At 63.8% G+C, this 24,184-nt stretch carries 14 protein-coding genes; 9 read left to right on the forward strand and 5 right to left on the reverse strand.

All coding sequences use genetic code 11. The features are described 5' to 3' along the window. The first annotated feature begins 57 nt into the window (after positions 1 to 57). From smc to def, 5 genes are all read left to right on the forward strand, one after another. Complete coding sequence (gene smc / locus AACH55_RS10620) at positions 58 to 3,588, forward strand: chromosome segregation protein SMC (protein ID WP_338719433.1); 3,531 nt, start codon at positions 58 to 60, stop codon at positions 3,586 to 3,588. A 410-nt stretch (positions 3,589 to 3,998) separates the two neighbouring features. Next, positions 3,999 to 5,342 (forward strand): cell division protein ZipA C-terminal FtsZ-binding domain-containing protein, encoded by a 1,344-nt coding sequence (locus AACH55_RS10625; protein ID WP_338719435.1) that lies wholly within the window; start codon positions 3,999 to 4,001, stop codon positions 5,340 to 5,342. Positions 5,343 to 5,366: 24 nt separating this feature from the next. Further along, positions 5,367 to 7,439 (forward strand): NAD-dependent DNA ligase LigA, encoded by a 2,073-nt coding sequence (ligA, locus tag AACH55_RS10630; protein WP_338719437.1) that lies wholly within the window; start codon positions 5,367 to 5,369, stop codon positions 7,437 to 7,439. 118 nt (positions 7,440 to 7,557) lie between these two features. Beyond that, positions 7,558 to 8,448 carry a UTP--glucose-1-phosphate uridylyltransferase GalU gene (gene galU / locus AACH55_RS10635; protein WP_338719439.1) on the forward strand — a complete coding sequence of 297 codons (891 nt, stop codon included), beginning with the start codon at positions 7,558 to 7,560 and terminating at the stop codon, positions 8,446 to 8,448. Between the two features lie 93 nt (positions 8,449 to 8,541). Next, complete coding sequence (gene def, locus AACH55_RS10640; RefSeq protein WP_338719441.1) at positions 8,542 to 9,078, forward strand: peptide deformylase; 537 nt, start codon at positions 8,542 to 8,544, stop codon at positions 9,076 to 9,078. Positions 9,079 to 9,157: 79 nt separating this feature from the next. On the opposite strand, the gene cphA (AACH55_RS10645) is transcribed toward def, so the two are convergent. Both cphA (AACH55_RS10645) and cphA (AACH55_RS10650) read right to left on the reverse strand, forming a co-directional pair. Beyond that, positions 9,158 to 11,731, reverse strand: coding sequence for a cyanophycin synthetase (gene cphA, locus AACH55_RS10645; RefSeq protein ID WP_338719443.1), 2,574 nt, complete (start codon positions 11,729 to 11,731; stop codon positions 9,158 to 9,160). 53 nt (positions 11,732 to 11,784) lie between these two features. After that, complete coding sequence (gene cphA / locus AACH55_RS10650) at positions 11,785 to 13,983, reverse strand: cyanophycin synthetase (RefSeq protein WP_338719445.1); 2,199 nt, start codon at positions 13,981 to 13,983, stop codon at positions 11,785 to 11,787. Positions 13,984 to 14,661: 678 nt separating this feature from the next. Between cphA (AACH55_RS10650) and AACH55_RS10655 the strand changes: the two genes are divergently transcribed. Both AACH55_RS10655 and AACH55_RS10660 read left to right on the forward strand, forming a co-directional pair. After that, a complete protein-coding gene (locus AACH55_RS10655; RefSeq protein ID WP_338719447.1) occupies positions 14,662 to 16,938 on the forward strand; it encodes an ABC transporter ATP-binding protein in 2,277 nt (758 codons plus the stop codon). 3 nt (positions 16,939 to 16,941) lie between these two features. After that, on the forward strand, positions 16,942 to 17,427 hold the full coding sequence (locus tag AACH55_RS10660) for a DUF1854 domain-containing protein (protein WP_338719449.1): 486 nt from the start codon (positions 16,942 to 16,944) through the stop codon (positions 17,425 to 17,427). A gap of 208 nt (positions 17,428 to 17,635) precedes the next feature. Here AACH55_RS10660 and AACH55_RS10665 read toward each other — a convergent pair whose 3' ends face one another. The 3 genes from AACH55_RS10665 to map form a co-directional block, all read right to left on the reverse strand. After that, positions 17,636 to 18,382 (reverse strand): pseudouridine synthase, encoded by a 747-nt coding sequence (locus AACH55_RS10665; protein WP_175342508.1) that lies wholly within the window; start codon positions 18,380 to 18,382, stop codon positions 17,636 to 17,638. Positions 18,383 to 18,493: 111 nt separating this feature from the next. Beyond that, positions 18,494 to 21,046, reverse strand: a complete 2,553-nt coding sequence (locus tag AACH55_RS10670; RefSeq protein ID WP_338719454.1) for a [protein-PII] uridylyltransferase — start codon at positions 21,044 to 21,046, stop codon at positions 18,494 to 18,496. A 146-nt stretch (positions 21,047 to 21,192) separates the two neighbouring features. After that, positions 21,193 to 22,017, reverse strand: a complete 825-nt coding sequence (gene map / locus AACH55_RS10675) for a type I methionyl aminopeptidase (protein WP_338719456.1) — start codon at positions 22,015 to 22,017, stop codon at positions 21,193 to 21,195. 352 nt (positions 22,018 to 22,369) lie between these two features. Here map and rpsB point away from each other — a divergent pair, with 352 nt between their 5' ends. Further along, positions 22,370 to 23,110 (forward strand): 30S ribosomal protein S2, encoded by a 741-nt coding sequence (gene rpsB / locus AACH55_RS10680; RefSeq protein WP_338719458.1) that lies wholly within the window; start codon positions 22,370 to 22,372, stop codon positions 23,108 to 23,110. A 136-nt stretch (positions 23,111 to 23,246) separates the two neighbouring features. Beyond that, positions 23,247 to 24,134 carry a translation elongation factor Ts gene (gene tsf / locus AACH55_RS10685; protein ID WP_338719460.1) on the forward strand — a complete coding sequence of 296 codons (888 nt, stop codon included), beginning with the start codon at positions 23,247 to 23,249 and terminating at the stop codon, positions 24,132 to 24,134. Positions 24,135 to 24,184: the final 50 nt, after the last annotated feature.

Consider the following 24,184-nt stretch of genomic DNA (forward strand, 5'->3'; position numbering starts at 1 on the left):
GGCCGTTCCGGAAGCAAAAATCCCGCTTCCTCCCAACTGTTTCAATTTGTCGATAACGTGCGTCTAACTTCCATCAAATTATCTGGATTCAAGTCCTTCGTCGAGCCTACGCATTTCCAGGTTCCGGGGCAGCTGGTGGGTGTGGTCGGGCCCAATGGCTGCGGCAAATCCAACATCATCGATGCCGTGCGCTGGGTCCTGGGCGAATCCAAGGCCTCCGAGCTGCGCGGCGAGTCGATGCAGGACGTCATCTTCAACGGCTCCACCCATCGCAAGCCGGCCGGTCGCGCCTCGGTCGAACTGGTGTTCGACAACTCGGCCGGCAAGGCGGCCGGCCAGTGGGGTCAGTATGCCGAAATCGCCGTCAAGCGCACGCTCACCCGCGACGGCACGTCTTCCTACTACATCAACAACCAGTCGGTACGCCGCCGCGACATCCAGGACATCTTCCTGGGCACCGGCCTGGGCCCGCGCGCCTACGCCATCATCGGCCAGGGCATGATCTCGCGCATCATCGAGGCGCGTCCTGAAGAGCTGCGCATCTTCCTGGAAGAAGCCGCAGGCGTATCGAAGTACAAGGAACGCCGCCGCGAGACCGAGAACCGGCTGCACGACACCACCGAAAACCTCACGCGCCTGGAAGACATCCTGCGCGAACTCAACGCCAACCTGGAAAAGCTGGAAGCGCAAGCGGCCGTGGCCAAGAAATTCCACGAGCTGCAGAACGATCAGGAAGAAAAGCAGAAACTGCTCTGGCTGCTGCGCAAGAATGAAGCCCGCGCCGAGCAGGAGCGCTTCTTCAAGGAAATCGAACGCGCCCAGATCGACCTGGAGGAGCAGACCGCCAAGCTGCGCCACGTCGAAACCGAGCTGGAACACATGCGCCAGGCGCACTACGCCGCCGGCGACCGCCTGCACCAGGCGCAGGGCCACCTGTACCAGACCAATTCCGAGATCGGCAGCCTGGAAGCGCAGATCAAGTTCGTCATCGAATCGCGCAATCGTCTGCAAGCCCAGTTGAACTCGCTGGGCGCCCAGCGCGACCAGTGGCAGCGCCAGGGCACGCAGCAGCAGGAAGAACTGGCCGAGGCCGAAATCCAGCTGGAAGAATTCGGCATGCGCGTGGAGCAGGCCCAGCACGCCGTGCAGGACACCAGCGACCGCCTGCCGTCGCTGGAATCGGCCTGGCGCGAAGCGCAGGTCAAGACCACCGAGTCGCGCGGCAAGATCATGCAGGTGCAGCAGCAGATCGAACTGCAGTCCACGCACCAGCGCAATGCCTCCAACATCCTCTCGGGCCTGGCCGCGCGCCGCGAACGCCTGATGCAGGAAAAGAACGGCATGGCCCTGCCCGACGAGACGCATCTCTCCAACCTGCGCATGCAGCTGGAAGAAAAGCAGGCCTCGCTGGAAGAGGCCAACATGTATCTGGAAGAAGCGCAGGAGCAGTTGCCGCGCCTGGAAGAAGAGCGCCGCGCCGCCCAGGAACTGGTCAGCAAGGAAACCTCGGCCAATGCCCAGCTGGAAGCCCGCCTCACCGCCCTGAAGCAATTGCAGGAAAGCGTGCAGGCCCAGGGCAAGGTGCAACCCTGGCTGGAAAAGCACGGCCTGGCCGAGCTGCCGCGCCTGTGGCAGAAGCTGCACATCGAATCCGGCTGGGAAACCGCGCTGGAAGCGGTGCTGCGCGAGCGCATGTCGGCACTGGAAATGTCCAACCTGGACTGGGCCAAGGCTTTCTTCAGCGATGCCCCGCCGGCCAAGCTGGCGCTGTACGCCCCCAACGCCGGCCTGGCCCAGCCCGACGCCCAGCCGGTGGCTGGCCTGAAGCCCTTCGTGACGCTGCTGCAGCTGAACGATCCGGGCCTGCGTGCCCTGATGAACGACTGGCTCAACCACATCTACATCGCCGACGACACCGCCAGCGCCTTTGCCGAGCGCTCCAAGCTGCCATTGGGCGGCCTCTTCGTGACCCGTCAGGGCCACGTGGTGAGCAATGCCAGCGTGCGGTTCTACGCCTCCGATTCGGAGCAGGATGGCATGCTGGCGCGCCAGCAGGAAATCGAGAACATCACCAAGCAGCAGCGCGCCCAGGCCATGCTGGCCGAGGAAGCCAAGGGCCGCGCCGTGCGCGCCGAGGCGGCCCTGTCGGCGGCCTCGCAGCGCCTGCAGGAACTGCGCCAGCGCGTCAATTCGCTCACACAGTCGGCGCACAGTCTGCAGATCGAGGTGATGAAGCTGGCCGAGGTGCAGGAGCGCTTCAACCAGCGCAGCACCCAGATCGCCACCGATCTGGAAGAAATCGCGATGCAGGAAGCCGAGCAGCAGCAGGTGCAGGCCGAATCCGAGGCTCGCTTCGAGGCGCTGGACATCGAACTGGCCGAACTGCAGGAGCAGCACGAGAACGGCCAGACCGATTACCTCAACAAGGAACAGCAGCTCAACGACGCCCGCACCCGCCTGCGCGAGCTGGAACGCGCCGCCCAGGAAACCGAATTCGCCGAGAAGTCGCATCGCAACAAGATCGAGGAATTGAAGCGCGGCATCGCCACTGCGCTGGAACAGGCTGCGCAACTGTTCGCCAGCATGCAGCAAGGCTCGCTGGAACTGGAAAGCCTGGACGACCAGGCCGCCCAGGCCGGCCTGCAGGAATTGCTGGACCGCCGCAGCGAGCAGGAGCGTGCGCTGGCAGACGCCCGCCACGAACTGGATCAGCTGTCGCAGCAACTTCGTTCACATGAAGAATCGCGCATGCAGGCCGAGCGCAGCCTGCAGCCGCAGCGTGACCGCATCACCGAACTGCAACTGAAGGAACAGGCCGCGCGCCTGAACCAGGAGCAATTCTCCGAAGCGCTGGCCCAGACCCAGGCCGACGAGGCGGCCCTGTCGGAAAAGCTGACCAGCGACATGCGCCCGTCCTACCTGCAAGGCGAAGTGACGCGACTGACCAATGCCATCGCGGCACTGGGCGCGGTCAACCTGGCCGCGCTGGACGAACTCGCTACCGCTTCCGAGCGCAAGCACTTCCTCGATGCCCAGCACGCCGACCTGAACGAAGCCATCACCACGCTGCAGGATGCGATCCACAAGATCGACATGGAAACCCGCGACCTGCTGCAGGACACTTTCGACAAGGTGAACCACCACTTCTCGGAACTGTTCCCGGTGCTCTTCGGCGGCGGCCAGGCCAAGCTCATCATGACCGGCGACGAGATCCTCGATTCGGGCGTGCAGGTCATGGCCCAGCCGCCGGGCAAGAAGAACGCCACGATTCACCTGCTCTCCGGTGGTGAGAAGGCGCTGACCGCCACGGCCCTGGTGTTCTCGATGTTCCAGCTGAACCCGGCGCCGTTCTGCCTGCTCGACGAAGTGGACGCGCCGCTGGACGATGCCAACACCGAACGCTTCGCCAACATGGTCAAGCGCATGTCGGATCACACCCAGTTCCTCTTCATCTCCCACAACAAGATCGCCATGGAAATGGCGCAGCAGCTGATAGGGGTGACCATGCAGGAGCAGGGCGTGTCACGCATCGTGGCGGTGGACATGGAGTCGGCCGCCAACTTCTCCAGCGCCGAGCAGGCTGCCTGATGGCCTGCCGGGGCTTGTGCGGGCCGGTCCCGAAGCTTTGTCGGCTTGACAAGCAGGGGGCGTGACCGTACCCTGAAAACCTTGCCGGCCAGCCCGCAGCGGCGCGAGCCCGAGCTGGAACCGCACTGATATCGGCCCCCACGGGCCATGGAAAAATAACAATATCTTGACCGCGCACTTGTCGTACCCGATCCGTTCGATTCACCTGCATGGCCTCATCATGGCGATGCGGGAGCCTGCCGGCGATCCGGCGGGCGCGGTGGGTGGCCGTGTGAGCGGCCCGCGCGGTCCGGGCATTCTTGGATTGATAGGATTCGGATTTCTTCGATGAGCAGCTTTTCCCAGCCGACCATGCCACGCGCTGCCCTTGATGGCGCCCTCCAGCCCGCCAGCCTGAAAGGTCGTGCAGCATGATGATGGATCTCCAGACCAGCCTGATCATCCTTGGCGGCATCTTCGTCGCCGGGGTCATTACCTACAACAAGTGGCAGGAACACAAAGCGCGCAAGACGGTGGAGCGCGCCTTTTCTTCGTCGCATGATGACGTGCTGATGTCGCCGGATGAGCCGGCCGCCGCCGAACCGGCATTCGTGCCGCCAGCAGCCGAACGCAGCGCCGCGGCACCCCGCATGGCCGAGCCGGTGCTGGACCCGGGCGTCGAGCGCGCCGAACCTTCCTTGTACGATCCGCCTGAACGCAAGCCGGTCCCGGCGCCCGTGAAAGCCTACCAGGACCAGGCCGAGTTCGAGCCGCGCGAGCCCTACCTGGGTGAGCCTGCGGTGAGCGCTGCTGCGCCGGCGGCTGTCGCCGCTGATGATGCCGTGCTGGTCGAAGCGCTGGCCCAGGCCCCGCAATCGACCGTGGCCCAGGTCATCGCCGGTGCCGAGGAGCAGGCCGATATCGCACCGGCCCCGGCCTTCATGCCGCCCCCCGAGATGCAGGCCCGTCTGGCACCCAAGCGCGAGCTGCCGGTCGACGAGCTGATCGACTGCAACATCCCCATCGCCCTGGACAACCCGCTGCGCGGCGAGAAACTGCTGCCGATGCTGCAGGGCCTGCGTCACGTCGGCAACAAGCCGGTGCATTTCATCGGCCGCACCACCGAGGGCCATTGGGAAGCCATCGCCCACGGCAGCATCTACAATGCCTTGCTGGCCGGCGCGCAACTGGCCAACCGCAGCAATGCCATCAACGAGATCGAGTATTCGGAACTGGTCATGCGCCTGCGCGACCTGACCGATGCACTCTCGGGCGAGCCGGAGCTGCCGGACATGCCTGACGTCATCCGTACCGCCCAGGCGCTGCATCAGTTCATCATCGACCACGATGCGCAGCTGTCGGTGAATGTGCGTTCGCAAGGCGCGCCCTGGAGCCTGGCCACCTTGCTGGCGGCATTGACGCGCCAGGGCTTCGACCGCCGCACCGAAGGCTATCTGGTGATGCAGGATGGCGAAGGTGAAGTCCTCTTCGCACTCTCCACCAACGCCACCCCGACCGATGAGACTACCGACCGCCTCACGCTCTTGCTGGACGTGCCCCGCGTGGCCCCGTCCCGCGATGGCTATGGTGCCCTGGTGGCCTGCGCCAAATCGTTGTCGGCACGCCTTGGCGGCATCATCGTCGATGACAGCGACCAGCCGCTGACCGACGAAGCGCTTTCCGATATCGCCGAACAGGTGGCCGCGTTCTACAGCGCCATGGAATCGGCCGAGATTCCCGCTGGCTCCACCCGTGCCTTGCGCCTGTTCAGCTAAGGCCACGTTTTCACTCCCCCTACGATGCAAGACGACTTGTTTTCCGCCGGACGGCCCCCGCAAGGGGTGCCGGACTGGCAGTCGCGCGCCCATGCGCTGCGCGATGAACTGAACCGCCACAACCACAGCTATTACGTGCTGGACCAGCCCAGCATCCCGGACGCCGAATACGACCGCCTGTTTCAGGAGCTGCAGGCACTGGAAACCGCCCATCCCGAACTGCTCACGCCGGATTCGCCGACGCAACGCGTGGGCGCCGGTCCGCTGCCGCAGTTCGAGCCGGTGCGCCATGACATCCCCATGCTCTCGCTGGGCAACGGCTTTGCCGACGAAGACATCGAAGCCTTCGACAAGCGCGTGCGCGACGGCCTGGAAACCCTGCAGGAAGTGCGCTACGCCACCGAACTGAAGTTCGACGGCCTGGCCATCAGCCTGCGCTACGAGAACGGCGTCTTGGTGCAGGCTGCCACGCGCGGCGACGGCACCACCGGCGAAAACGTCACCGCCAACATCCGCACCGTGCGCGCCATTCCACTGCGCCTGCATGGCGAGAACCTCCCCGAGGTGATCGACGTGCGCGGCGAAGTGCTGATGTACAAGGAAGACTTCGCACGCCTGAACCAGCGCCAGCGCGATGCCGGCCAGAAGGAATTCGCCAACCCCCGCAATGCGGCCGCAGGCAGCCTGCGCCAGCTAGATTCGCGCATCACCGCGCAACGCACGCTGCGCTTCTTCGCCTATGGCATCGGCGTGCTGGAAGGTGCCGAGATGCCGGCTTCGCATTCGGCCCTGCTGGACTGGTATCAGGAACTGGGCCTGCCGGTCTGCAAGGAGCGCGCCGTGGTCACCGGTGCGGCGGGCTTGCTGGACTTCTTCCGCAGCATCGGCGCCAAGCGCGAGAGCCTGCCCTACGAGATCGATGGCGTGGTCTACAAGGTCGACCGGCTGGACCAGCAAAAGCACCTGGGCTTCGTCTCGCGCGCCCCGCGCTTTGCGCTGGCTCACAAATTTCCGGCGCAGGAAGCCCTGACCGTGGTGCAGGACATCGAAGTGCAAGTCGGCCGCACCGGAGCCATCACCCCGGTGGCGCGCCTGAATCCCGTCTTCGTCGGCGGAGTCACGGTCACCAACGCCACCCTGCATAACGAAGATGAAGTGCGCCGCAAGGATATCCAGATCGGCGATACCGTCATCGTGCGCCGCGCCGGTGACGTGATTCCTGAAGTCGTGGCTTTCGTACCCGAGAAGCGTCCGGCCGATGCGCGCGCTTTCGTCATGCCCGCCAGCTGCCCGGTGTGCGGCTCGCCCATCGTGCGCGCCGAAGATGAAGCGGTGGCGCGCTGCTCGGGTGGATGGCTGAAATGTTCAGCACAGCGCAAGGGCGGACTGCAGCATTTTGCTTCACGCCGTGCCATGGATATTGAAGGCCTGGGCGAGCAGCTGGTGGAGCAACTGGTGGACCGCCAGGTCGTCAATACGCCCGCCGATCTCTACCGCCTGGGCTTGTCGGCCCTGGCCGAGCTGGACCGCATGGCCGAGAAATCGGCGCAGAACGTGCTGGACGCGCTGCAGAAATCCAAGTCCACCACGCTGGCCCGCTTCATCTATGCGCTGGGCATCCGCCACGTGGGCGAAGCCACCGCCAAGGAACTGGCGCGCCACTTCGGCGGCATCGACAAGGTGCTGGCCGCCAGCGAAGAACAATTGCTGGAAGTGGCCGACATCGGACCGGTGGTGGCAGCCTCGATTCGCGCCTTCTTCAGCGATCCGCTCAATGTGGAGCTGGTCGAGCAATTGCGCGCGGTCGGCGTACACTGGCCCGAGAGCGAAGGCGTGGAGGGCGGCGCCAAGCACCTGGCCGGCAAGACCTTCGTGCTGACCGGCACCTTGCCCAACCTGTCCCGCGATGAGGCCTCTGCGCTGATCGAGGCGGCTGGCGGCAAGGTCTCCGGTTCGGTCTCCAAGAAGACCAGCTACGTGGTCGCCGGTGCCGAAGCCGGCAGCAAGCTGGCCAAGGCTGAGGAGCTGGGCATCGCCATCCTCGACGAAGACGGGCTCAAGGCGCTGTGCGCCGGTCAGGATCCGTCAGCAGCGTAATCACCTTGTCTTTTTATTCATATACAATGCCGCCGGTATGCAGTCCTGGACTCCGGGACCGCGGTGCAGGATATCAGCATAACAATATAGCAAGACCTCTTTTTACCTCGGAGTGATGATGATCAAGAAGATCAAGAAAGCCGTTTTTCCTGTCGCCGGTCTCGGTAGCCGTTTCCTGCCCGCCACCAAGGCGCAGCCCAAGGAAATGCTGCCCATCGTCGACAAGCCGCTGATCCATTACGCAGTGGAAGAGGCGGTCGCTGCCGGCATCACTGAAATGGTGTTCATCACCGGCCGCAACAAGCGCGCCATCGAAGACCACTTCGACAAGGCGTATGAGCTGGAAAGCGAGCTGGAGGCTGCCGGCAAGCTGAAGCTGCTGGAAATCGTGCGCAACGTCGTGCCCAAGAGCGTCAATTGCATCTTCATCCGCCAGTCCGAGCCGCTGGGTCTGGGCCACGCGGTGCTGTGCGCGCGTCCGGTGGTGGGTGAAGAACCCTTCGCCATCCTGCTGGCCGACGACTTCATGGATACCGATCCAGGCGTCAAGCCGGTGCTGGCGCAGATGACCGACATCTATGCACGTGAAGGCATGAGCATGCTGGCCGTGCAGGAAGTGCCCAAGAGCGATACCCGCCAGTACGGCATCGTCAGCGCCACGCCTTACCAGCCGGACCTGGAACGCATCAACGCCATCGTCGAAAAGCCGGCGCCGGAAGAAGCTCCGTCCACGCTGGCCGTGGTGGGCCGCTACGTGTTGAACAGCCGCATCTTCCACTATCTGGAAAACATCCCGCGCGGTGCCGGTGGCGAGATCCAGCTCACCGACGGCATCGCCAAGCTGATGCAGGCCGAATCCGTGCTGGCTTACCGCTATCAGGGCCAGCGTTATGATTGCGGCTCCAAGCTTGGTTACCTGAAGGCTATGGTGGCCATGGGCCTGAAGCATCCGGAAACCGGCCCGGCCTTTTCGGAGTACCTGCAGGAAGCGGCCAGCAAGGCGCGCTGATCGCTGCTGCTGTCCAGCGCCCGCATCTTGTGCGGCGCACTGCTTGCACAATGACGCCCGGTTCCTGCCGGGCGTCTTTCATGGAGAGCTTCAATGGCAATACGCGAGATCCTCAAAATGGGCGACCCGCGCCTGCTGCGCCAGGCGCAGCCCGTCACGCAATTCGGTACGCCCGAACTGGCGCAACTGGTCGAGGATATGTTCGAGACCATGCGCGCCGTCAATGGCGCCGGGCTGGCGGCACCGCAGATCGGGGTGGACCTGCAACTGGTGATCTTCGGCTTCGGCCATAACCAGCGCTATCCGGATGCACCGGCGGTACCCGAGACGGTGCTCATCAATCCGGTGCTGACGCCCTTGTCGGAGGAGGAAGAAGAGGGCTGGGAAGGTTGCCTGTCGGTGCCCGGCATGCGCGGCGTGGTGCCACGCTGGAGCCGCTTGCGCTATCAGGGGGTGGACCAGCACGGCAACGAGATCGACCGCACTGTCGATGGCTTCCATGCCCGCGTAGTGCAGCATGAGTGCGATCACCTGCAGGGCATCCTGTATCCGATGCGCATTCGGGACTTCCGCCAGTTCGGATTTACGGAAGTGCTGTTCCCGGACCTGGATCCCAACCAGGACGACTGAACAAGGACGCTGCAAAAAAAACATCCCGGCACCAGACCGGGATGTTCGTTTCAGGAGCGATGAAACCGCGTTCGGGGAATCAGGCGCTTTCCTTCACACGCTGGTCGATATGGGCCAGCGCCTCTTCCACCTGGTCGATCAGGATCAGGCACAGGTCGCCGGGCTGCAGGGAAGCGAGGGCGGTATCGATGGCGAGGAATTCGCCGTTGATTTCCTTCACATCGCTGGTACGCTTGGCCCCTTGCAGGCCCTGACGCAGCAGCGCAATCACTTCGCCGTCTTCACGGCCGCGCTGGCACTGGTCCTGGTAGAGCACCACTTCATCGAAGGCATCGCCCAGCAGTTCGGTCTGGCGCGTGATGTCGACGTCGCGGCGGTCACCGGCCCCGCTGATGACCACCGAGCGGCGCTTGGCCGGCATGCTGTCGACGGCCTTGATCAGGGCCTGGATGGCATCCGGGTTGTGGCCGTAGTCGGCGATCAGGGTGGCGCCCTTGTAGTCGAACAGGTTGAAGCGGCCCGGTGCGGTACCGCTGTCGCTGATGAAGCTGGCCAGGGCGCCGGTGATCTGTTCCCAGTCCAGGTTTAGCGCCCAGGCGGCACCCACGGACGCCATCACGTTCTCGACCTGGAAGCCGATGGCGCCGCTGCGGGTCAGCGGAATGCCGGACAGCTTCAGGCGCTTTTCGAACGTGCCTTGTGCGGCCACGATGGCGTCGCCGTCGCGATAGACGATGCGATGGCCTTGCGCACGGTGCGTGGCCATGATCGGGTGGGCCGGGTCCAGTGCGAAGAAGGTCACCGAGCCGGGGCAGGAAGAGGCCATCTTGGAGACCATCGGGTCGGCCGCATTCAACACGGCAGTCCCCGTCGGCGCCACGTTCTCGACGATGACGCGCTTGACCACGGCCAGGTCTTCCACGGTGCTGATGTAGGACAGGCCCAGGTGGTCGCCCATGCCGATGTTGGTGACCACGGCCACGGCGCAGCGGTCGAAGCCGAGCCCCTCGCGCAGCACCCCGCCACGGGCGGTTTCCAGCACGGCGGCATCCACATCCGGGTGGAACAGTACGTTGCGGGCGCTGCGCGGGCCGCTGCAGTCGCCGGTATCGGTACGCTGGCCGTCGATGTAGACGCCATCGGTATTGGTCATGCCCACGCGCAGGCCGGTCTTGGCCAGCAGGTGGGTGATCAGGCGCACGGTGGTGGTCTTGCCGTTGGTGCCGGCCACGGCCACGACCGGGATGCGGCCATCGTCGCCATCTTCATACATGGTCGAGATGATGGCTTCGCCCACATCACGCGCCTTGCCGTACGAGGGCGAGAGATGCATGCGCAGGCCGGGCGCGGCATTGACTTCGACGATGCCGCCGCCTTGTTCTTCCAGCGACATGTGCACCGAGTTGCAAACCACGTCCACGCCGCAGATATCGAGCCCGACCATCTGCGCCGCCGCGATGGCGCGTGCAGCGACGTCCGGGTGTACGTCATCGGTGACATCGGTGGCGGTACCGCCGGTGGAGAGGTTGGCATTGTTGCGCAGGACCACGCGCACGCCCTGGGCGGGGATGGCTTCCGGGTCCAGGTTCTGGCCGGCCAGCACCGACAGGGCGATGTCGTCCAGGCGGATCTTGGTCAGCGAAGTCGCATGGCCGTCGCCGCGCAGCGGGTCGGCGTTGACCTGATCGATCAGCTGGCGGATGGTGTGCACGCCGTCGCCGATGACTTGCGGCGGATCGCGGCGGGCCGCCGCCACCAGGGTCTTGCCGATCACCAGCAGGCGGAAGTCGTGGCCGGGCAGGTAGCGTTCGACGATGACCTCATCGCTGATCAGGGCCGCATTGTTGAAGGCGCGGGTGATCTGTTCCGGGGTGCTGACGTTGACCGCCACGCCCTTGCCCTGGTTGCCGTCGAGCGGCTTGATGACCACGGCCGAGCCGATTTCCTCGGCCGCCTTGAGGGCATCTTCCACGGTCTCGACCACGCGGCCATTGGGCACCGGCACGCCGGCGGCGTGCAGCAGCATCTTGGTCAGGTCCTTGTCTTGCGCAATCGATTCGGCAATGGCGCTGGTGTTGCTGGTTTCGGCGGCCTGGATACGTTTCTGGCGGCTGCCCCAGCCGAATTGCACCATGCTGCCCTGGGTCAGGCGGCGATAGGGGATGCCGCGCTTGATGGCGGCGTTGACGATGGAGCCGGTCGAGGGGCCCAGGCGCACGTCCTCATCCAGTTCGCGGATGCGGGCCAGGGCGCCGGTGAGGTCGAAGGGCGTATCCGCCTGGGCGGCGCGCACCAGTTCCAGCGCCAGATCGAAGGCCAGGCGGCCGACTTCTTCTTCGCTGTATTCCACCACCACCTGATAGATGCCGGTATCGACGGTCGATACCGTGCGGCTGAAGGTCACCGGGCAGCCGGCCTGGCTTTGCAGTGCCAGGGCAGCGGCAGCCAGGGCGTGGGCCATGGAGACGACCTGCTTGCCGCCATCGGGTTCGAGGAAGCCGATCTGCGGGAAGCGGGCGCGCAGGCGCAGTTCGAAGCCGGGCATGTCATCGATGACGCGCTCGTTTTCCGGGCAGGAAACGATGGCTTCGATGGCAGTATGTCTGCTCCAGAGATTGGGGCCGCGCAGGGCGCGAATGCGGGATACGTCCATGGACAATTTTTCCTAGGTGTCTCTTGATCTTGAATCGGTCAGGCGTGCCGGGCTCAGGCCGCCTGGCTCTTGAACTTCAGGCCTTGCTCTTCGGCGCGTTCGGTACCGAACAGCTCGATGCCGGCACGGATCACCTCGGGTCCGATGCCCAGCGCCCAGGCGGCACCGACGGCGGCCAGCACGTTCTCGACCTGGTAGGCGACGGCGCCGTTTTCGGTCAGCGGGATGGCATCCACCGAGCTGACCTTGCACTGGCGCTGGCCATCGGCCTGGATCAGGTCGCCATCGCGCAGGAACACGGCACGACCGCCTTCCTTCAGGTGGCTGGCCAGCAGTTCGGAAGCCGGATCGGTGCTGAAGAAGATGACTTCGCCATCGCACAGCTGGGCCATGTCGGCCACCAGCGGGTCGTCGGCATTGAGCACGGCGGCGCCTTCGGGCAGTACCAGATCGACCTGGGTGCGCTTGACCTTGGTGGCGATCTGCTCGGCGTTCTCGATGTAGAACTCGGGCAGGCTGTCGGTGGGATCGATGTTGGCGACCACGCCGACCAGGCAGCGGTCATAGGCCAGGCCTTCGGCCAGGATGGCGGCGCTGCCGTTCTCGAACACGGCGGCTTCCACCGCGCGGTTCAACAGCACGCGATGGGCGGCGTCCCAGGTGGCGCGGTTGCCGCGCTCGATCTGGCGTTCGCCGAAATACAGGCCTTCGCCGCAGGCCAGGCCCACGTGCTTGCCCGACAGATGCACGATGCGCGCGATCAGGCGGGCGATGGTGGTCTTGCCGTGGGTGCCGGTGACGCCGACGATGGGGATGCGACCGTTTTCTTCCGGGCCGAACAGGTTGTCGATGATGGCTTCGCCGACCGGACGCGGCTTGCCGTCCGAGGGCTTCAGATGCATCAGCAGGCCGGGGCCGGCGTTGACCTCGACGATGGCGCCGCCCTGGTCTTGCAGCGGACGGGAAATGTCTTCGGCCACGATGTCCACGCCGGCGATGTCCAGGCCGACGATGCGCGCGGCCAGCGAGGCGGCAGCGGCCACGCTCGGGTGCACCAGGTCGGTGATGTCGGAGGAAACGTTGCCATTGCGCAGCAGCAGGATGCGGCGACCGGCAGCGGGCACCGATTCGGTGGTCAGGTTCTGGCGCTGCAGTTCCAGCGCGGCGGCCGGTTCACGGTCCAGCAGCACCGGGTCCAGCAGGTGTTCTTCCAGCAGGCCGCGGCGCGGATCGCGGTTCAGTTCGTCCAGCAGATCCTGCACGGTGGACTTGCCATCGCCGACGATGAAGATCGGTTCACCACGGGCGGCGGCGGCCAGCTTGCCGCCGACGATCAGCAGGCGGTGTTCCAGGCCCGGGATGAAGCGTTCGACCAGCACGCCGCTGCCTTCTTCCAGCGCGACCTTGAAGGCGGTCTCGATTTCCTCGCGGGTATTCAAGTTGATGAAGACGCCACGGCCGTGGTTGGCATCGCAGGGCTTGACCACCACCGGCAGGCCGATGTCCTGGGCGGCATCCCAGGCGTCTTCCGGGCTGTCCACCAGGCGGCCTTCGGGGACCGGCACGCCGCAGGTTTCCAGCAGCGACTTGGTGAGGTCCTTGTCACGCGAGATGCCTTCGGCAATCGCGCCGGTCTGGTCGGATTCGGCGGTCCAGATGCGGCGCGACTTGCAGCCGTGGCCCAGTTGCACCAGGTTGCCTTCGGAGAGGCGGATGGTGGGGATGCGGCGCTCGTCGGCGGCGTCCACGATGCAAGCGGTGCTGGGACCGAGGCACAGGCGGTCGACCATGCGGCGCAGCTTGCGCAGGGTGGCATCGAGGTCGTACGGCTGATCTTCGATGGCGGCCATCACCAGGTCGCGGGCGGCGAAGAGCGCTGCGCGGGTGACCGTTTCATGGCGGGCGCGCACCACCACCTTGTAGACGCCGCGCACATTGGTCTCGCGCGCCTTGCCGAAGCCGCCGGGCAGGCCGGCCAGGTTCTGCAGTTCCAGCGTGACATGTTCCAGGATGTGGCCGGGCCAGGTGCCTTCATGCAGGCGACGTACGAAGCCGCCGCGTTCTTCATAGCTGCAGCGGTGTTCGATCAGGGTCGGTAGCCAGGTGGTCAGGCGGTCGACGAAGCCGGGAATGGTATTGGAGGGAAAGTCTTCCAGTTCGCCGATATCGATCCACACTTCGAGCGCGGAACGGTAGGTCCAGATGTTGGGGCCCTTGAGATTCAGGAAACGGAGGAATTCGATGTTTTTCATGTGTGGTGGGGAGTCCGCTGTAGTTGCCCAAGGCGCCTGAGACCGTTGGCCGATCCGGGCCGCATCGGCCGTACCAGGGCGCCGTCCGGCAAAGCCGGTCAGCGCCCTGTCAGAATAACGCATGGATCAGTAACGCGCAGCGCGGCTTTTGGTTTACTGCATTTGTCGTATGCAATAAATGAATGAAAGATGAGATTGCCTCAAAGAAAACGATCAGCGCGCCTGTTGCATGGGGGAAGAACAGAGCGGCGCGGGCGAAATGCGGGGTTCATCGGGCAGGCAGAGGGGAAAAGGGTGGATATGAACGATATTGTCGCAGACTGTCCCGCTGCCGTGGCAATGGGGGCATAAAAAACCGCGGGCTGCTTGTCTTGCTGCAGGCATGTGAAGATGTTGGCGCTCCGGCCATTCGCATTGAGCGGGAATCTTCATAGCTGTGCGGTAGCGAATGAACATCCCGGTACACCGTTTGGTGCGCTCTCGCGTTATCGGAAGGGCGGCCACAGATGGGCACGCAGATCGTCGATGGGGAACGGGGGACGCTGCGCTATAATCGCGCGCTGCCCGTTGGCACATCCCTGCAGGCATCAAGACAACAGGTCCGGCGAGACCTGAACTCCCTCGAATACTCAAATACCTAGCCAAACTGCTCGCTTCGGGCCTCAACGTTGCCGTTACATGACTACTGACTCAATACCTTCCGCGACCGCCAGCCTGCCCGAGCGCTGGCAAACGGAAACTGCTGCCCGCCTGGCGCCCGGTGAATCCGTGCTGGCCTGGCTGGAGCTGGACCTGGACGCCCAGCTGCACTTCAAGTCCTCGCTGGTGGTGGCCACCGACCAGCGCCTGCTGGCCGCGGCCCCGGACGGACAGACATGGCAGGACTGGCCCTATCGCCCCGCGCTGCAACTGAAGCATGCCGACCACGCCGGCGTGGGCACGCTGGAACTGTGCGACGGTGCCGGCCGCCTGGCCGCCTGGCGTTATACCCTGGCGCAGAACCCGCAGGCGCTGCGCCTGATCAAGCTGTTCGAGCAGCAGCGCGAACTGCTGGCCTCGGGCGTGCGGGCCGAGGAAGAAGGTGACGTCTGCCCGACCTGCAAGGCCGTGCTGCCCGAAGGCCAGGAAACCTGTGCCATCTGCCCCGAGACCAAGGAAGCGCCGCCTTCCACCTGGGCGCTGTTCCGCCTGTCGCGCTTTGCCAAGCCCTACAAGGGCTCGCTGCTGCTGGGCTTCCTGCTGACGCTGGCCTCCACCGCCGCCACGCTGGTGCCGCCGTACATGACGATGCCGCTGATGGACAACGTGTTGATCCCGTTCCAGAACGGCGCCCCCATCGATACCCATCTGGCCACGCTCTACCTGTCGGGCCTGCTGGGTGCGGCATTGCTGGCCTGGGGCCTGGGCTGGGCACGGACCTATATCCTGGCGCTGGTCTCGGAGCGCATCGGCGCGGACCTGCGCACCACCACCTATGCCCACCTGTTGCGGCTGTCGCAGGAATATTTCGGCGGCAAGCGCACCGGCGACCTGATGGCGCGCATCGGATCGGAGACCGACCGCATCTGCGTGTTCCTGTCGCTGCATCTGCTGGATTTCGCCATCGACGTGTTGATGATCATCATGACGGCGGCCATCCTGATCTCCATCAATCCCTGGCTGGCGCTGGTGACCCTGCTGCCGCTGCCCTTCATCGCCTGGATGATCCACGTGGTGCGCGACCGCCTGCGTCACGGCTTCGAGAAGATCGACCGCATCTGGTCGGAAGTGACCAATGTGCTGGCCGATACCATCCCCGGCATCCGCGTGGTGAAGGCCTTTGCGCAGGAAAAGCGCGAAGTGGCGCGTTTCCGTGAGGCCAACCGCCACAACCTGATGGTCAATGACCGGGTGAACAAGATCTGGTCGCTGTTCACCCCGACCGTGACTTTCCTGACCGAAGTGGGCTTGCTGGTGGTCTGGGTGTTCGGGATCTGGCAGGTCTCCAGCAACCAGATCACGGTGGGTGTGCTGACCGCCTTCCTGGCTTATATCAGCCGCTTCTATACCCGCCTGGATTCGATGAGCCGCATCGTTTCGGTCACGCAGAAGGCCGCGGCCGGCGCCAAGCGCATCTTCGACATCCTGGATCACGTCTCCAGCGTGCCGGAGCCGGCCAATCCGGTGCACCTGGAGAAGGTGCAGGGCGCCATCGAAGTGCGCAACATCGGCTTCCGCTATGGCAACCGTGCGGTGATCCGCAACATGAGCCTGTCCATTGCGCCGGGCGAGATGATCGGTCTGGTCGGCCACAGCGGTTCGGGCAAGTCCACCATGGTGAACCTGATCTGCCGCTTTTATGATGTCTCCGAAGGCGCGATCCGCATCGATGGCGTGGACATCCGTTCGCTGCCGATTTCCGAATACCGCCGCAACATCGGTCTGGTGCTGCAGGAACCCTTCCTGTTCTTCGGCACCATTGCCGAGAACATCGCCTACGGCAAGCCGGAAGCCACCCGTGAGGAAATCATCGCCGCCGCCCGTGCCGCCCACGCGCATGAATTCATCCTGCGCCTGCCGCAGGGGTATGACTCGCTGGTGGGCGAGCGCGGCCAGGCCTTGTCAGGCGGTGAACGCCAGCGCATCTCGATTGCGCGCGCACTGCTGATCGACCCGCGCATCCTGATCCTGGATGAGGCCACGTCCTCGGTCGATACCACCACCGAAAAGGAAATCCAGAAGGCGCTGGACAACCTGGTGCAAGGCCGTACCACGATCGCCATCGCCCACCGCCTGTCCACGCTGCGCAAGGCCGATCGTCTGGTGGTGCTGGATCGCGGCCAGGTGGTCGAGGTCGGCAATCACGAAGAACTGATGGCCCGTGAAGGGCATTACTACAAGCTCTACCAGGCACAGGCGCGCAATCCTGACGGCGAGGCCGAGGTCTCGGTGAGCGAAGAAGAGAAGGGTGAATAAGCCATGAGCACTCTGATGAATTCTGCCCAAACCTTCACTTTGGAACGCAACGCTTTTGGACGTCTGGTGCTGACCGACGCCCAGGGCGGCCTGCACGAGCACGTGATTCCGGTGCGTGCATTTCCGATCACATCGCCTGAACGCGGCCTTTCTCTGGTCAGCAGCGACGGCCATGAGCTGGCCTGGATCGATACCCTGGACGAAGTGGATGCCCCGACGCGCCGCCTGATCGAGGAAGAACTGGCCAGCCGCGAATTCATGCCGGAGATCCAGCGCATCGTCAGCGTCTCCACCTTTGCCACGCCCAGCGACTGGACCGTGCAGACCACGCGCGGCACCACCACCTTCACGCTCAAGGGCGAGGAAGATATCCGTCGTCTGGCGGCACCGGCCTTGCTGATTGCGGACAGCCACGGCATCCAGTTCCTGATCCGCGACCAGAAGGCGCTGGACAAGCACAGCCGCAAGATACTGGATCGTTTCCTCTGATCTCAGGACGGCCGGGCGGTCCATCAACCTGCCGTTCGTCCTGAGTAGCGGCGGCATCGCCGCGTATCGAAGGCGTACGGACGCTGCGCCTTCGATACGGGCCTTGCGGCCCTACTCAGGATGAACGGTGCCTTATTGATATCGAATGACGAACACATAAAGGCCCTGATTTTTCGATCAGGGTCTTTGTTTTTTGGTCATGTGCTGCCTAGAACTTTTCGTCCGGCCGCAGATACCGCCACTGACCCGTCGGCAGCTCGCCCAGCTTGACGCCACCGATGCGCACGCGCTTCAAGCCGATCACCTTCAGGCCGACCATATCGCACATGCGGCGGATCTGGCGCTTCTTGCCTTCGCGCAGGATGAAGCGCAGCTGATCCTCGTTCTGCCACATCACCTTGGCCGGACGCAGCGGCTTGCCATCCATGATCAGGCCGTGGTTCAGGCGCTTGAGATCGGATTCGGGCAGCTTGCCCGGGCGGGTGTATTGCACGCGCACCAGGTATTCCTTGTCGACCGCCGAATCCTCGCCGATCAATTGCTTGGCGATGCGGCCATCCTGGGTCAGTACCAAGAGGCCCACCGAATCGATGTCCAGCCGTCCGGCCGGCACCAGGCTCTTCAACTGGCGCGGGTGGAAGCGCATCTCGGTCTGGTCTTCGGCCCAGCGCGACTGTTCGTTGACCAGCACCACGGCCGGCTTGTAGCCATCCTCGGCCTGCCCGCTGACGTAGCCCATAGGCTTGTTGATGAGGATGGTCACGCGCTGGGCCTGCTCGGCGCTGGCCTGGCGTTCCACGGTGACCTTCTGGTGTGGCAGCACCTTGCTACCCAGCACCGACACCACCTGGCCATCCACGCGCACCCAGCCTTTTTCTATCCATTCGTCGGCTTCGCGGCGCGAGCACAGGCCGAGTTCGGACATGCGTTTGGAAAGTCGTACAGGTTCAGTCATGGGGATTGCCTTGCGAAAAACGGAGGGCCGGCCAGCGGCGAGGGTGAGATTGTACGACCAGCCGCGCCGCCGCGCCAGACGCGGGCGGCAGCGCGGACAGGGGGAGGCGGGTCAGATGCGCAGGGTCTGCAGCAGTTCGGTTTCCAGCAGGATCTGGTTGCGCGGCTGGGACAGGCCGGGGCCGTCGATGAGGAACACGTCTTCCACGCGCTCGCCCAGGGTCATCACCTTGGCGGTGTGCAGGTTGATGCGGTACTTGGCCAGCACGTTGGAGATCGAATACAGCAGCCCGGCGCGGTCATTGGCCGAGACCGACAGCAGGTAGTACTGGCCGCGCTCATCGGGGCGCAGGTCCACCGAGGGATTGACCGGGAAGGTGCGCGACAGGCGCGACAGACGTGCCTTGGACGGTGCCGGCAGGGGGGCGTCGGACTGCAGCAGGGCACCCAGTTCGTGCTCGATCAGGTTGATGATGTCGCGGTAGTTCTTGGCGAAGACCGGCGCATTGATGAGGAAGGCATCCAGCGCATAGTTGTTGCGGGTGGTGTGGATCTTGGCGTCGAAGATACTGAAGCTTTTTTCATCGAAGTAGCTGCAGATGCGCGCAAACAGGTCGGGGCGGTCAGGCGTGTAGACCGCCACCTGAACGCCTTCGCCAATCGGTGCCAGACGGCAGCGTACCAGCGGCACGCCGGTCTCCACCTTGTCGTAGAAGCAGCGCGTCTGCCAGGCGATGTCGGAGGCATCGTGGCGCAGGAAGTAGGCCACGTCCAGCTGCTTCCACAGCGCTTCGTGGGCGTCGGCCGGCAGGCCGTACAGGCGCAGGGTCTTGATGGCTTCCTGCTGGGTATTTTTCAGTTCGCGGTCGGCCGAGGGGGCTTCGCCGCCCAGTACGCGCAGGGTCATGCGGTAGAGATCTTCGAGCAGCTTGCCTTTCCAGGCGTTCCAGACCTTGGGGCTGGTGCCGCGGATGTCGGCCACCGTCAGCAGGTAGAGCGCGGTCAGGTGGCGCTCATCCTTGACCAGCTGGGCGAAGGCGGTGATGACGTCGGGGTCCGACATGTCCTGCTTTTGCGCCACGTGCGACATGGCCAGGTGCTGCTCGACCAGGAAGACGATGAGTTCGGTGTTCTCTTCCGAGATGCCATGCTGCTCGCAGAAGGCGCGTGCATCGGCCATGCCCAGCTTGGAGTGATCGCCGCCGCGGCCCTTGGCGATGTCGTGGAACAGCGCCGCCACATACAGTACCCAGGGCTGGCCGAAGTTGGCCATGAGCTGGCTGCAGAAGGGATATTCATGCGCATGTTCGCTCATGGTGAAGCGACGCACGTTACGCACCACCATCAGGATGTGCTGGTCCACCGTGTAGACGTGGAACAGGTCATGCTGCATCTGCCCGACGATCTGGCGGAAGTTCGGCAGATAGCGGCCCAACACGCTGGTGGCATTCATCCCGCGCAGGGCGTGGAGGATGCCGCGCTTGCTCTGGATGATCCGCATGAACAGGCGGTGATTCTCGGGATCGGCGCGGAAGGCATTGTCGATCTTGAAGCGGGCATGCCAGAGCGCGCGCAGGGTGCGTGCGGACATGTCCTTGAGTTCCGGATGCTCGGCCAGCACCAGGAAGACTTCGAACATCGCCGAGGGCGTTTCTTCAAACACCTTGTCATGGGCGATGTCGACGAAGCCGTTGACTTCGTTGAAGCGCTCGGTGAGCGGGCGTGGCACCGCCTGTTGCGGGAAGAGGTGGGCTTCGATGTTCTGCAGCAGGATGGTGTTCAACTGGGTCACGGCCTTGGCGGCCCAGTAGTAGCGCTGCATCAGGTATTCGCTGGCGCGGCGCGTGTCGGTGGTCTTGAAGCCGAAGGTTTCGGCAAGCTGGGTCTGGATGTCGAACACCAGCCGGTCTTCGCGGCGGTCGGTGAGGATGTGCAGGCGGATGCGGATGTCCTTGAAGGCGCGTTCCTTCTGGCGCAGCTGGCGCGCCTCGGTAGAGGTCAGCATGCCGTGCACGGCCAGTTCGGCCCAGGAGTTGCCCAGCCCGGCCGCCTTGGCCACCCACAGGATCACCTGCAGGTCGCGCAGGCCGCCGGGGCTTTCCTTGCAGTTGGGTTCGAGACTGTAGGGCGTGTCTTCATATTTGATGTGGCGCTGGCGCATTTCCAGGGTCTTGGCCTGGAAGAAGGCCAGCGGGTCCAGCGCGGCCTGATAGCGCTCCTGCAGCCGCTTGAAGAGGGTGCGGCTGCCCGTGACCAGACGCGCTTCCAGGAGGCTGGTCTGCACCGTGATGTCGGCGGCCGATTCGTCCAGGCATTCGTCGATGGTGCGGATGCTGTGGCCGATTTCCAGGCCGATGTCCCAGAACAGTTGCACCAGGGATTCCAGCTTTTCCTTCTTGGCCGCATCCGGGGCCTGGTCCAGCAGGATCAGCACGTCCACGTCCGAATGCGGGAACAGTTCGCCACGGCCATAGCCGCCCACTGCCACCAGGGCGGCATTGCCGGACATGCCCAGTTCTTCCCAGGCCCGCGTCAGGGCTTCGTCGACGTTGCGGCGCAATTGCGCCAGCAACTGCTCGGTCTTGTGGTTGGACTGGAACACCTCGATGGCTTGCTGGCGCGCGGCCTTGAGCTGTTTCTTGAGCGTGATGGCGAGTGTGGGCATCGTGGTAGGCAATCAGAGCAGGCAGGGCGGCGGGGCAGCGCCCATATGAACAAAGCCGCATCCCCATGCGGCTTCGCGCCCCAAGCAGGTTTTATGCCGGAAACTGTGCAGATGAAGGGGCGTGCACAGATTTGCGGCCATCAGGATTACGCCGGGGTGGCGACCTGGTTCTGGATGAAGGCCGGCGGCGCCGGCATGCCGGGCGAGACGGTCAGCACTTCGAAGCCGGTTTCGGTGACCAGTACGGTATGTTCCCACTGCGCCGACAGGCTGCGGTCCTTGGTCTTGATGGTCCAGCCGTCGCCCATTTCGCGGATTTCGCGGCGGCCGGCGTTGATCATTGGTTCCACCGTGAAGATCATGCCGGCTTCCAGTTTCTCCAGCGTGCCGGGGCGGCCGTAGTGCAGCACCTGCGGTTCTTCGTGGAACACCTTGCCGATGCCGTGACCGCAGAATTCGCGCACCACGCTGTAGCCGGCTTTTTCGGCGTGCTGCTGGATGACGTGGCCGATGTCGCCCAGATGTGCGCCGGGCTTGATCTTGGAGATGCCCAGCCACATGCATTCATAGGTGATCTCGGTCAGGCGGCGGGCCAGGATGGAGGGCTCACCCAGGAAGAACATGCGGCTGGTGTCGCCGTGGTAGCCGTTCTTGATGATGGTGACGTCGATGTTGAGCACGTCGCCGTCCTTCATCACCTTGTCGCCCGGGATGCCGTGGCAGATCACATCGTTCAGGGACGTGCAGATGGCCTTGGGGTAGGGCGTGTAGCCCGGCGGGCAATAGTTCAGCGGGGCCGGGATGCTGCCTTGCACGTTGGTCATGTACTCGTGGCAGAGGCGGTCGATCTCGCCGGTGGTCACGCCCGGTTTCACGAAGGGGGTGATGTAGTCCAGCACCTCGGCGGCCAGGCGGCCGGCCACGCGCATGCCTTCGATGTCTTCGGCGGTCTTGATGGTGATGTTGCCCATGATAAATCGCAATTCGCTAGAAAATCGTCAAGACGGGATTATAGATGATGGGGGTGGTTTCTGTTTTGCCCGCTCGGAGCAGCAGGGCGCGGCCTGGCGTCGACTGTGCGACCCGGTTTTATGTGCTACTTGAACAAAAGTGTAGGGTCGAGTAGAATGCCGGGCTGATCTGAAAACCACAGATTGGTTGTCGAATGCGGTGTGCGGAATGATTCTTCATGCAACTTTGGCAATAAATGATGTAAAAACCGTCGTAAAAATCTTTTGAAACGCGAATCCGTTCGCTAAAAGGGTGTCCGGCTGCATGAGCCGGATGACCGAGCGGATTCCAGACCTAACCCTGGAGAAATTCATGTCCGTTACCATGCGCGAAATGCTGGAAGCCGGTGTCCACTTCGGTCACCAAACCCGCTTCTGGAACCCCAAGATGGCCCCCTTCATTTTCGGTCATCGCAACAAGATTCACATCGTCAACCTGGAAAAGACCCTGGGCATGTACCAGGAAGCCGTCAAGTACGTGCGCCAGCTGTCGGCCAACCGCGGCACCATCCTGTTCGTCGGCACCAAGCGTCAAGCCCGCGAAATCCTGGCTGCAGAAGCGCAACGCGCCGGCGTGCCCTACGTTGACCAGCGCTGGCTGGGCGGCATGCTGACCAACTTCAAGACCATCAAGACCTCGATCAAGCGCCTGAAGGACATGGAAGCTGCCATCGAAGACGGTTCGGTCGAGAAGCTGTCGAAGAAGGAAGCCCTGCTGTTCACCCGTGAACAGGAAAAGCTGCAGAAGGCCATCGGCGGCATCAAGGACATGGGCGGCATTCCTGACGCCATCTTCGTCATCGACGTCGGCTACCACAAGGGCGCCATCACCGAAGCCGCCAAGCTGGGCATTCCGGTCATCGGCGTGGTCGACACCAACCACTCGCCCGAAGGCGTCACCTACGTGATCCCGGGTAACGACGATTCCGCCAAGGCGATCGCTCTGTACGCTCGCGGCATGGCTGACGCCGTGCTGGAAGGCCGCGCCAACGCCGTCAATGACGTCGTTGAAGCCGTCAAGGGCGATGAATTCGTCGAGGTCGAGCAGGCTTGATTCTGCTCTTCCGGTAGTACGGTAGTTCAAAAAGGGGTAACAGCGGGTAGTGACGCAGTGGCCCCTTTTTTTTGATTCAATTTTCGAGTTTCAGGCATGCCGCAAGCGCGGGATGCCTCCAAGTCAGGAGAAAAGTATGGCGGCAATTACCGCAGCAATGGTGGGCGATCTGCGCGCGAAGACCGACGCGCCGATGATGGAATGCAAGAAGGCGCTGACCGAAGCCGATGGCGACATGGCCAAGGCCGAAGAGATTCTGCGCGTCAAGCTGGGCAGCAAGGCTTCCAAGGCCTCTTCCCGCATCACCGCAGAAGGCGTGATTTCGACCTACATCGCTGGCAATGTCGGCGCCCTGGTCGAAGTGAACTGCGAAACCGACTTCGTGACCAAGAACGACGAGTTCATCGGTCTGGTCGAAGCCGCTGCCAAGCTGGTGGTCGAGCAGAACCCGGCTGACGTGGCTGCCCTGGGCGCCTGCAAGCTGCCCGACGGCAAGACCCTGGAAGAACTGCGCACCGAACTGATCGGCCGCATCGGCGAGAACATGTCGTTCCGTCGCTTCCAGCGTTTCGAAACCAGCGGCAAGCTGGCTTCCTACCTGCACGGCACCCGCATCGGTGTGATCGTCGAGTTCGACGGCGCCGAAGAGCAAGTGGGCAAGGACGTGGCCATGCACATCGCTGCCATGAAGCCGGTCGCCCTGTCGGCCGAGCAAGTGCCGGCCGACCTGATCGAGAAGGAACGTTCGGTCGCCGCCCTGAAGGCTGCCGAATCCGGCAAGCCGGCTGATATCGTCGCCAAGATGGTCGATGGTTCGGTGCAGAAGTACCTGAAGGAAGTGTCCCTGTTCAACCAGGCTTTCGTGAAGAACGACAAGCAAAGCGTGGAACAGATGCTGAAGGCGGCCAATACCACCGTCAAGTCGTTCGCCATGTACGTGGTGGGCGAGGGCATCGAGAAGAAGCAAGACGACTTCGCTGCCGAAGTGGCAGCGCAAGTGGCTGCAGCGAAACAAGCTCAGTAAGCGTCGCAGGAAAAACGGGCCGAGAGGCCCGTTTTTTTAAGCCGGCGCCC

Source organism: Herbaspirillum sp. DW155 (genome assembly GCF_037076565.1).
Taxonomy (GTDB): Bacteria; Pseudomonadota; Gammaproteobacteria; order Burkholderiales; family Burkholderiaceae_D; genus Herbaspirillum.